The organism is Rathayibacter sp. AY1F2 (assembly GCF_002930885.1).
Lineage (GTDB): Bacteria > Actinomycetota > Actinomycetes > Actinomycetales > Microbacteriaceae > Rathayibacter.
On record NZ_PSVG01000022.1, the window covers coordinates 47,627 to 58,060 of the forward strand.

The following is a 10,434-nucleotide window of genomic DNA, read 5'->3' on the forward strand; positions in this document are numbered from 1 at the left end:
GAGATTCCAGCCCAACCGACCCGTAAGCCAATCAGCAGCTACCTCGCTCCGCACCTAGCGCCAATCTTCTCCGGCACTTCCAGGATTTGCAGTGTGGCTCGTGACGCTGTTTTGTCGGCCGTCAAGAAGCGCGGGATCGCAGGTACAGGCACACCCATCGCAGATCTGGCAGGAGTCGTTGCCGACTGCGCAGCCCGCGCACGGCTCGGAAACGGTCCGTTGTCCACTGGCGGGCACGGGATCGCAGGCGGCAACCGCGTGCTTGCTGTAGTGACGACCGCACCAACCGTTCTTGTCGCCGCAGGGGTCGTCGCAGTCTTCGTCCGCGATCTACGCGTTGCCTCCCAGGCAGAGAGGGCTGCCCCGGATGGCCGGGCACAACTTCCAGCCAGAGTTGAACGACACCAGCAGCGCCGCGACGTCAGCACTGCCGCACGAGCTACGCCGGCAGTTACCAAACGAACGAACAGAACAGAGGTGCGCCCCACTTGACTTACGCCTAAATCGTTGGGCATGGTCGTCGCCGGCCGCAACATCGCTTGGAATATAACGCCATCCAGCGCTCACGGCCGGACGAGTTCTCTAAAGGGTAGCGAGCGTACGAGGCGCGAAGCACACGAAACACTGCCAGATGTTTTTTCGTGCAAGGAGACCGGCAAGCGCCTGATCGAGGTGCATCCTAGTTACGATCTATCTTCGATCGTTCTCGCGATCCGCCAGATTATCATTACCTCCTTGAAATAAGAACTACGTCGCCTTACAATATGCCTGTTTGGACACATCAACCTATCGCTTGAAGCAGTTGACGACCGGTCAATCATCAGTTCCTCCAGTGATGATGCGTGCAATCAGGGGCTTGCAGGCGGCCTTGATGACTTTAGTGATGTGGAGACACTTTTGCTCCAATCAGCAAGAGCAACGTCGAGAATTTCAGTCATCTCATTTGCTATATGTTGATTCGACTTCTCGCCAAGTGCTTGCTCGCGGTCAAACATGTCCTGCTCCACCCGCCGGCGCATCTTCGATCTTTGTTCCGTCCTCCATCTGTCGTGGTTTCGTTCTACCTTCGCAGCGTCAATCGAACTTCGTTTGTTCAGATCTTCCACTTCTTCGTAGAGACTACGATCTCCATAACTAGTCAGGACTTTCACCAAAACCGGCAACAACTCAATCATGAAAAACAACCCTGCTATCAGCCGGTGAGCCCACGCGAGAGCAGGGTCCCTCTCCGATAGAGTGCTCAGTGCGTGGATCTGGTTTAGTAGGCCTTCCGCGTCCGCGTTGCTGGTTGAGGTGTCGGCAGCGCGCGAATTGTATGTCGCCAGCGCAGCTTGATACGCCTCTCGAGCACTTGGAAGTTGCGCCTCCGCCTCTTCACGCCGCAAAACCTCAGAGCTAGATGTGCTTTCTTGGCTCGCGCTTTCGGCGGCAGCTAATTTGTCATTGGCCTCCTTTAACTGCCGATTCAGATCGGCTTCAATGGATTCCGCTGAGGCTAGACTCGCACGCGCTGCGTCCGTGCTGGGTCCTTCGCCGGCAACGCCACTGCACCCAGGAGCGTCGCCAGCTCGTTCGGGTCCTTGCCTTTCACATTGGTATAGTTCCCGCGCTTCACTGACCCTGCTTTCCTGCTCAGCGACCTGAGCTTTTAAGCGGTCGACAGCGCCTTGAGCCTCCAAGACCGTCGCGCTTCCTGCAGGGGCGTTAGGCACCGCACCGGTTGCTGCCTGGGTCTCAAGATCGGTCAACCGCTGACGCGCGTCATCCAAAGCAAGCTTTTCCGGGCCAGTGTCAAGGGACGCTTGGTCCGCCTGCGCGCGAACCAGGTTAGTAGATGTCATTTCTTGAGCGATATCCGATTTGAAGGCCTGGAGCACAAGCGGCTCCGCCACCACAATTCCAATTAGGACTGCCATTGCCACACGAGGTAAGGCCAACCCCAGGAGGCGTGGAATGCTTCGAGTTGACTTCATTGTCGAAGTTAGAAACCGATCAAGATTGAATATTAATAGACCCCAGAATAGCGCGAGCAGTATTCCGATCCAAAGTGGAATGCGTACACCCGAGACTAAAGCAAAGAGCATCGAAAGGGCTGAGAGCGAAGCGGTTCCGACAAGCACGAAGAACATCTGAACGTACCGTTCAGATGCGGATGGCACTTGATCGAGTATCAGCGGGTCCGCTCCACCTAAAACTGCAAAGCGTCGCGCAAAAGAACCCCCTTTTCTGTTGAGCATCGCAGGCGCGGGGTGACCGGCAGATGAGCCGGCTGGAGGGACGGGTGCTGGCACGCTGTCGAACCATTTCTCTTCATTTGCAGATATAGCAGGTTCGTTGAGCGTAGTTGGCCGGCGCGTCGGACCTCAACAGCCGCGTCGGCTCAGCGGAGACCTGCTAGTTGGAGGGGCAGGCAGCTCCCCGTTCGGGTGTCACAAATATGGTGACAGTGTTGCAGGAGAACCATTATCTTCACTCGGCGCGTCCGCATCGAGGTCGTGGTGGCGCGAATCCTCAGCGGCGGGTGTTCCTCGTCGTCCGTCCGATCGAGTACCGGTATACGTTGCGCCGATGAGGGCGCGGCAGATAACGTACGCCTACGTGCTAGCCCAAACATTGCTGGAGGACGAAGTGAGCGACTACGCAGAGGCAGGGCTCCACGGCGGAGGGATCGAGATCGCGGAGGGGCAGGAGGTCATGCCCTTCTACCTGATTCTCGACCAGTCCTGGTCGATGGACCCCGATTTGGGGACGCTCCGACAGGCAGTCGAGCAACTCATCGCAATGCTCCGGTCGGATCCGGAGACGGACGACACTGCGATGTTGGGGGTCATCAGTTTTGGGGACTCAGCGCGAGTCACGATCCCGCTCTCGCGGCTCTCAAGCATCGGAGCCGTTCCAGAGCTTACAAGTCTCGGCGGTACAAACTTCAGCGCAGCATGGCGTGCGTTCGATCAAGCAGTTCGCGCAGACAAAAAGACGATTTTTTCTCAGAAGGGAAAGATCCATCGTCCCTGCGTGTTCTTCCTGACCGATGGTGAGCCGGGCGACCGCGGCGAGTTCCGCAACGTGTTTCTGAGCACGCAAGGCAAGGATTCCACGAAGGGGTGGCCGTACGTCGTCGCTTACGGCTTTCGCGAAGCGCCTGCGGATGTTCTGAAGGACATTGCTTACCCGGACTTTGGAGAGAAGCTCGGACAATGGTTTCTCCTGAAGGACAACGATCCGAAGGCCGTCATCGACCAGGTTAAAAGCCTGATCAACCAGACGATCGTCCAGGCAACGAGCACAAACGCTCAGGGGCAACGGGATCTCCAGGCTGCGCAGCCGACGCCGACCGCGAACATCGATCACGGGTCGGTCGACGAGCTGATCGAGGATGACTGAGTCGGCGTGGGGCGACTGAGGCACGTTCCTTTCATAATCGGCGAGCCTGGCCGTCTCGCTGCTGAGGTGCATGTCGGTACTCCACTTGGGGCGTCAGCCGGCCCTGAGATCGAGCTCGCAGAGCACGACTTGCGCGGGTTCGCGGTACGTGCTGCGTCGATCCGTGGCCTCTCGCACCGCCAGCGGGGCACTGAGCGTCAGGATGCATTTCTGTGCTCTTGGGATGAAGCGCGTGGAGTTCTACTCGTGGCAGTGGCTGATGGAGTGGGATCAAAGAAGCGGTCGCGCGAAGCCAGCACGTCAGCCGTCAGAGTGGCGGTCGAAGCCTGGTCGCGAGGGCAGATTGACCTTAAGGACGTCGTCCGCGAGGTGAACGAATACCTGCTGGAGTCAGTGCCGCGCAACGAAGATGGCTACCGTGTCGGCGCGACCACGCTGACACTTGCAGAGATTCCGATCGAAAGTGGCGGCCTAGGAAATGCAAGGGTTGCTTGGGTAGGAGACACGCCGGTCTGGACGCTCTCGGGCGGCATATGGGCGGAGACGACTCCTCAGGATGATGACGCGGACGGCTTTGCAGCGCCTATTTCTGCGTTGCCGGCGACTAATCTGGAAGTGCTGAGCGCGGTCGCTCCCGTAGCAAGCGGAGCCATCTTCGTCATGACCGACGGCGTAGGCAATGCGATCCGCAACTCTTCTGAGGCACGTGCTTCGCTGGCGGAATGGTGGGCGGAGCCGCCGGGCGTCTACACATTTGGCGCGCAGGTCGAGTTCGCGAGGAGAAGCTTCGTTGATGACCGGACGGTTGTCGGTGTGTGGGCTGAGCGTGGCGACCAATTGCCCGTCGGAGAGAGGCCCACGGCAGATACGCCATCGGAATCAAAACCCCCGGCCGCGGAGCAGCACGAGGCCAACCAGGCAGCCTCGTTCGAGGACCACGCGGATTGAACGTTCAATTATCACGCCTGACTGTCGACGACGAGTTGGGTCAAGGCGGTTTCGGGGTGGTGCACCGCGTGCTCGGCACGCCAATGCCGGGGGACGCGCGACCAATGGTGCTAAAGCGCCCAAAACCAGGGTTGGACCCCGTCCACATTCCAGCAATTCTAGAGGGGATGCGGCAGGCGGTAAGGTTTCGCGACGGTTTGTCGGCACAGGGCCGGCAGGAGATCGACGAGATCGCGGCGTGGCCGGTGACGATGGTTATGGAGCATGGCCAAGAAGTCGGGTGCCTGCTGCCGTTAATCCCGCCGGCTTTCTTCATGAACATTCCGGCAAAGGGCAACTTTCCCGCCAAGCAGGAACAGCGCGTCATCGGGTATCTTGCTGCACCAACGAAAGCCCGGAATTCGGTCGGCTACGACAGCGCTGAGTTCCACGACGATGCACTACGGTTGCACGTTTTGTCCAAGCTGGCGGGAGCTATCGAGCTGCTACACCGGCACGGAATGGTGTTTGGAGACCTCAATCCAAACAATGAAGTCTTTTCCTTTTCCCCGGCGCGTGTCCTACTGCTCGACTGTGATGCGGTCGCTCACGTGTCCGACACTACTCGCGGGTCGCGCCAAGGGCACTTTCCACGGTGGAAACCTCCGGAGATGAATGATACGGCGACGTCCCCGAAGCGGTTGCAAGACTTCGATACCGACGTTTACAAGCTCGCCCTTGCGTTCGCCCGGTACATCGAGGGCGCCGCGGGTGCGACACAGCGCGTTGCAATGCCCTCACCACCCCCCCAGATCCTGACATCGCAACTCGCGGCGCTAGTCGCACGCGCGCTAGATGCCGATCCTTCCGTCCGCCCCAACGCCGGCGACTTACGCAGGGCCGCAGAAAACGCCGTACGTGCGATGGTCGCCCCGCCGATCATCGAGCGTGCCAGCCTCAACAAAATCGTGACTTTGCGTGGGAGCGACGTTATTGCCTCATGGGTTATCCAAGCAAGCACTCCTTACGAGGTCGAAATCTCTACCCCCGAAGGACAACTAACTAAGGTACAGGCGGGTACTAACACCTTTGCGATCCGCGTAGCAAGCGCCGGCCAAATCGTCCTCCACGTCCGGACGAAGTATGCCAGTGTCAGCCACCTCATCGGTGAGGTCGACTGCTATGAACTCCCTCCCTTCGACGCCCAAACTGGCGCACTACCGACGCCGCGAGTTCCCGAGTTGCCTGCATTCAGGCCACCGGAAATTCTTCGCCGACACATAGAGATCCCGCTTCCAGCCTGGCCCTCCTCGTTAGAGACCATCACCGACGGGATCACGGCTCTAATCAGAACCGCGCCGTCCACGGACAACCTAGAACTAAGTTTTATTAACGCAATCCATGCATCAGGCGTTCACGCACTTGGAGCCAATCTCGTCGGTTCTTTCCCAATTCCAAACACAGCTTCCTCCACCAGCAATTTTGTGGAAGACCTCCAGCAGCGGTTCGTCAACGCTATCGGAGCGGGTAGCCTGCCAAACGCTCAAGCGCTCGCCTACATGCGGATAATCGAGCAACTCACTGAGCGCGTTGCCGACCTAGAGTCCCAATCGCCGTGACTTTTGAACAAACGTATCAACTTTTTTATTTGCGAGTATATATGGAGGTCGAACGGATGAACTTAGATGACGCGCGAGCAAAAGTCGCAGAAGAATCTAAGAAAGTTGGGCGGGTTGTGAAAGACGCCGCTGTCGTCGCGGAGTTGACTTGGACAACGCTTGGCTCCCCGGTACCAATTCCGCAGCAGCCCAGCCTGGCCCCAACTCAGGACGCCGGCATCTCATGGCAAATCGACCATCCGTCGGGCATCCAGCAGCAGGCGCAAAATTTTGCCAATCATAGCGAACGCGTCGAAGAAGAACGACGACGCATAATCTTCGAAGAATCACTTGCCCTTCGCGAGCCAGAGAGCCGCGATGAACGCCCCCGCGAACGAGGGCGTTAAGCGACCGTGGCAGGTTGGGGAGCAGGAGCCTGGAACGCTGCGAGAACGATCGGACGGGCTGCGGATCGGTTGAACGGAGCACTCACCTCTGCTGTTACCGCGAGCGGAGTAAGTCCCGGACGACACGCGCGTCGTAGCGGCGTACTCAGCCCTGGCGACGCGCCGCCATCCGGCGCACGAAGCACATACTGGGATTTTCGCTACGTCTTACTTCCCAAACAGGTCCGCGCGCTGACGCGAGGCACCTTCCCACTCGGGACTGTAATCCACCCACAGAGGCGAGGACCCGAATTCCCGATCTACCTCGAATGGGAGAATTTCGAAAAGCATACAGCGATTGTCGGACCGCCTGGATCCGGAAAATCTCGATTCCTCATTGCTCCTTGGATCGTGCAAGCTACAGTTAGCGGCCTAACAACGATCAACGTAGACGTGAAAGGAGATTTGTCGGAAACAATCCGAGACGCTAAAAAGGCACTTAACATCAAAGGGACACTTCGCGTACGGCGCTGGGACATTGGCGCACCTGAAAGATCCCGCTCCTGGAACCCCATTGGCGAGGTGCGCTCAGTCCAAGATGCTGCGCAGGTTGCTCAGGCACTGCTCGGGCCAATTGACCCTTCAAGTGCGAACAAATTCTTCGAGGAGCGAGATCACAGGTGGCTGCGTGGGCTGCTGCGGGTCCTAGCGTCGCAGTCAGGCATTCCGCCGCACCCGCGAGAACTGTACCGGATGGCCGTAAGCCAGCAGTATCTGGTGCAATATATCGCCACCATCGGAAATCTTGCAAATGACGTTCGTGATATGGCTAAGCTACCTGCTTCCGATTACGCCGTGGCTACAGCCGGTCTTACGAACCGGCTGTCTTGGTTAGCGGACCCAACCTTCGAGAAAATGCTATCCGGGATAGGTCAAGACGCTATCACCGTTGACGAGATACTCACTAGCGGTGGCATCTTTGTTGTGGGAGCTCGTCTATCGTACGGCGAACTTGCGTGGGCATCTTCATCGATGCTTCTTTCCATGTTGAAGCTTCGGGCGATGGAGCGATTCGGATCGCTGTCCACGCCAATCCTTTGGACGCTCGACGAAGCAGGCCGTTACGGCGACCGTATCAACCTCCAGGAAATGCTAGACGTCTTGCGAGGCGCGGGTTCCTCTATCTGCCTTGCTGTACAGGACGTACAACACTTCGGCGATGAACAGAAGGCAACCGCCACCCTGGCGAGTTGCGACACCCTTATCACGCTAAAGGGTGTGTCGCCAGCGACGGCGAAGATGGTCGGAGACCGTCTCGGACAAGTATCTGCCCCTGTCGTCTCGCAATCAGCAGGGCCGAACGGCACCTGGCAGCCAACGGTGTCCCACCAGATGCAAGCAATGCTCGGGCCGGCCGAGATTATGAATCTGCCGATGACCAATCGGGGAGCAGTCGTGCATTTGCGCTCCGCCAGCTCCGCCCCGCTGGTGATTGAGCTGGAGCCGTGATCGCACGTCGCACGTCGCTACTCCTCTCCAACCTCAGCCGTCCCTTCGCTGGACGGAATCAAAACCTCGGTGAGTACCGTTACCACGCCGTCCTGTTCGGCATAGAGGACGCGTGAGGGCGCCTCTTCCAGCTCGGGGGGAACCTCCATCCAGTCGGCGGTGTCCCCTACGAGCATCCAGGTCACCGATTGCACCTCAGCGGCGAGGGCGAGGTATGCGCTGTGAGCGGCTGAGTCAACGTAGGGAGGCTCAGTCGCGAAGATCACGATGTGCGGTGTATCAATTTCGTGCCCGCGCAGCCGCAACGAAATCAGATCGCGGCTGAGTTGCACCTCAAGGTCCGAGGCAGCTGTACCAAGGTCAAACTCGTTGCTGCGGTCGACGCGTTTCCAGTCACGAGCCACACGCTCGGCTGAAGCGGGTCCGGCTTCAATCGTCAGCGAACTGCCGAGATTGATAGCTACAGCAATCCATTGCTGATCTAGGGCATTGGAGAGCAGAGTGATGGCGGCATCGCGAGTTCGGACGGCACCTTTATTCCAATCGTTCGATGCCGCCAGCACAAAATAGATTAAAGGTCGTTTTACTCCGGGGGTGACTGGAAGTTGCTCAAGCGCAGAAATGCCGATCTGATCCTCAGCTCGACGCACCTTCGTTCGTCGTGCGCGCCACTCCTCCAGTCTGGAGCTAACGGCACTGCGCTCAAAAGGCGATAGCCGCTCAGACCTTCGGGCTTCGGGCTGAGCAGATCGTAAACGTGCGCGGATACCACGAAGGGGAGACTCGCCATCGGCGGCATAGTCCGCCCCTATTTTGTCTTGCTCAGATATGGCCAGCGCCGACGCAATGTCTGTGGCGTCCGCGACGTGGGGCCCCTTTATCTGCTCCGCATCGCCGTGATTACCCAAGGTTTCGTTATAGCTGTGCCAAAATTCAGGATCTTCCACCGCAGGAGACCGACCGTCGCCGCCAGCGCCCTGGATACGTCCATCATCCTGAGTACGCAAGATGCCCATCGGAGGAACGACGACCGGGGACTCGACACGCTGAGCAGGTGACGCTGCGTACGCAACTCCATTTGGTGCACCCGACGGGAGTTGCCCATCTGCACCAGTCAAGTAGGGCCCGGTATCGACAGGAAACCCCGAGATGGCAGCCTCTATCGTGGCGCGCGGAATCGCCTCAATGCCGTCCACAGCATCGAGTGCCTCTATGACCATATCCCGCACTATTACTTCCACTCCGGACGAGGCTATCCCCTGCCGCAGCGCCTGCACGATAGGGGACCTTGCACGCACAGCGCGCAGGGCAACAAGATCGCGTTCCAACGCTTCGTCCTCGACGTCGAGGTAGCCGCACCACACGAGCGAAATCGTTGCTGCCTCCGTTCCGGAGAGACCTTTAAACAGGACCGTTTCGAGGGAGGGCGACGTGGACGTTTGCTCCCCCGGCGTGGAGAGCACGAGATCAACGCTGACCTCATCGAATTCAGGGGAAGCGAGAGCCGCGGCGATGTCGTCCTGGATGGCGCGCATGACTGCGCGTGATACTTCGTCGGGCGGCAGCACGACCACGATCAGGGCGTGGGTCCAGTCTTCCGCAGATGAAGCAGTCACATGGGTAGTCTAGGGGAAATGGACTAGCTGAGGGTACTGCGCAGGCGCGAAGATCACGGGACGCTTCGGCTCCATGGAATCACGGGTACATGGCCGGCAGGACAGTTCGTTGCAGCCCGCGGTACCGGGACCTTAACTTTTTGGTACCTCGACTTTAGACTTCGACGCGCTCGACCTCATAAGTTTTATGTATTTACCACGCACGTTAGAGATTGATCGCCGAACTGCTTCAAATCCAGAGCTAGTTAGAAGTTACGAATGGCACCGAAGGGGGCCGACCGGGAGGCGAGCTACTCGCGACGCCAGAACAGCATAGTGGGCGTACTAGTTTGATTAGCCATCTCCGTGGTGATGAGCGGCCACCCCTGCTGCGTCATCTGCGCAACGTGCTCCTGCATCGTTGCGAACTCGTCAGACGAGCAACTGCCGAACAAGTTGTAATTGTTTCCTTGGCTGCGAACGAGAGTGACGGTCTGCTCCATATTCGCCAATATATCCGCCAAGCCTGGGGTGGGGGGACGACTCACGCAAGTTCGTGACGGCATGAGGGCAACCGAGCTACGGTGGGGCTCCGACGCAGGTGGCCAGCGGTCGGAGTCCATCCCTGTGGGTTGTCTTGATTTGCTACAGATCGGCACCATCACCGGGTGCCAGGGGCTAGAGCTGGCACGCCATAAATGACCGTTCACTAAACCTCGTCCGGGGTGTCGATCCTCACGCTTAATTGAACGATTCTCGGCGGCGGTGCTCGCGAAGACGAGCGTGAGCGCCTTTTGTTTCACACCACGAGCACCACCGTGCGTGTGCACTATGGATAGGTTCCGCCGCCACTTGAGCGCGTCCACGACGATCGCTACATTGCTGCGTGGCGCGTGCCGCGTGGACCTGTTGATGGCGGCAGAGCGTCGCGCGGCTCATCCGACGAGGTGAGCGGCGTCCTCGGCGGTGCGGCCGCGAGCGCGAGCGTCGGTGGTGATCGAAAGCTTTTCTGCGATCACGACCGGATCAGAGAGG

General features: G+C 58.8%; 8 protein-coding genes and 1 pseudogene. 5 read left to right on the forward strand and 4 right to left on the reverse strand.

Features of this window, described 5'->3' with window-relative positions:
* Positions 1-848: 848 nt before the first annotated feature.
* Entirely contained in the window at positions 849-2,291 is a 1,443-nt protein-coding gene (locus C5C54_RS14720; RefSeq protein ID WP_146078867.1) for a DUF4407 domain-containing protein, read from the reverse strand.
* Positions 2,292-2,628: 337 nt separating this feature from the next.
* Between C5C54_RS14720 and C5C54_RS14725 the strand changes: the two genes are divergently transcribed.
* From C5C54_RS14725 to C5C54_RS14735, 5 genes are all read left to right on the forward strand, one after another.
* Positions 2,629-3,384, forward strand: a complete 756-nt coding sequence (locus C5C54_RS14725; RefSeq protein ID WP_181127905.1) for a VWA domain-containing protein — start codon at positions 2,629-2,631, stop codon at positions 3,382-3,384.
* 66 nt (positions 3,385-3,450) lie between these two features.
* A complete protein-coding gene (locus C5C54_RS14730; protein ID WP_181127906.1) occupies positions 3,451-4,332 on the forward strand; it encodes a protein phosphatase 2C domain-containing protein in 882 nt (293 codons plus the stop codon).
* A gap of 56 nt (positions 4,333-4,388) precedes the next feature.
* A complete protein-coding gene (locus C5C54_RS17715) occupies positions 4,389-5,930 on the forward strand; it encodes a hypothetical protein (protein ID WP_146078868.1) in 1,542 nt (513 codons plus the stop codon).
* Positions 5,927-6,316: a hypothetical protein gene (locus C5C54_RS17720; protein ID WP_146078869.1), complete on the forward strand. Its 390-nt coding sequence runs from the start codon at positions 5,927-5,929 to the stop codon at positions 6,314-6,316. The genes C5C54_RS17715 and C5C54_RS17720 overlap by 4 nt, the downstream gene beginning before the upstream one ends.
* Before the next feature lie 6 nt (positions 6,317-6,322).
* Entirely contained in the window at positions 6,323-7,804 is a 1,482-nt protein-coding gene (locus C5C54_RS14735; RefSeq protein WP_104288658.1) for a type IV secretory system conjugative DNA transfer family protein, read from the forward strand.
* Between the two features lie 17 nt (positions 7,805-7,821).
* On the opposite strand, the gene C5C54_RS17725 is transcribed toward C5C54_RS14735, so the two are convergent.
* From C5C54_RS17725 to C5C54_RS18385, 3 genes and pseudogenes are all read right to left on the reverse strand, one after another.
* Positions 7,822-9,420, reverse strand: a complete 1,599-nt coding sequence (locus C5C54_RS17725) for a hypothetical protein (protein WP_146078870.1) — start codon at positions 9,418-9,420, stop codon at positions 7,822-7,824.
* 290 nt (positions 9,421-9,710) lie between these two features.
* Positions 9,711-9,902: a hypothetical protein gene (locus C5C54_RS14745; protein ID WP_104288660.1), complete on the reverse strand. Its 192-nt coding sequence runs from the start codon at positions 9,900-9,902 to the stop codon at positions 9,711-9,713.
* Between the two features lie 403 nt (positions 9,903-10,305).
* Positions 10,306-10,434: pseudogene (locus C5C54_RS18385) on the reverse strand (recombinase family protein); the annotation flags it as partial.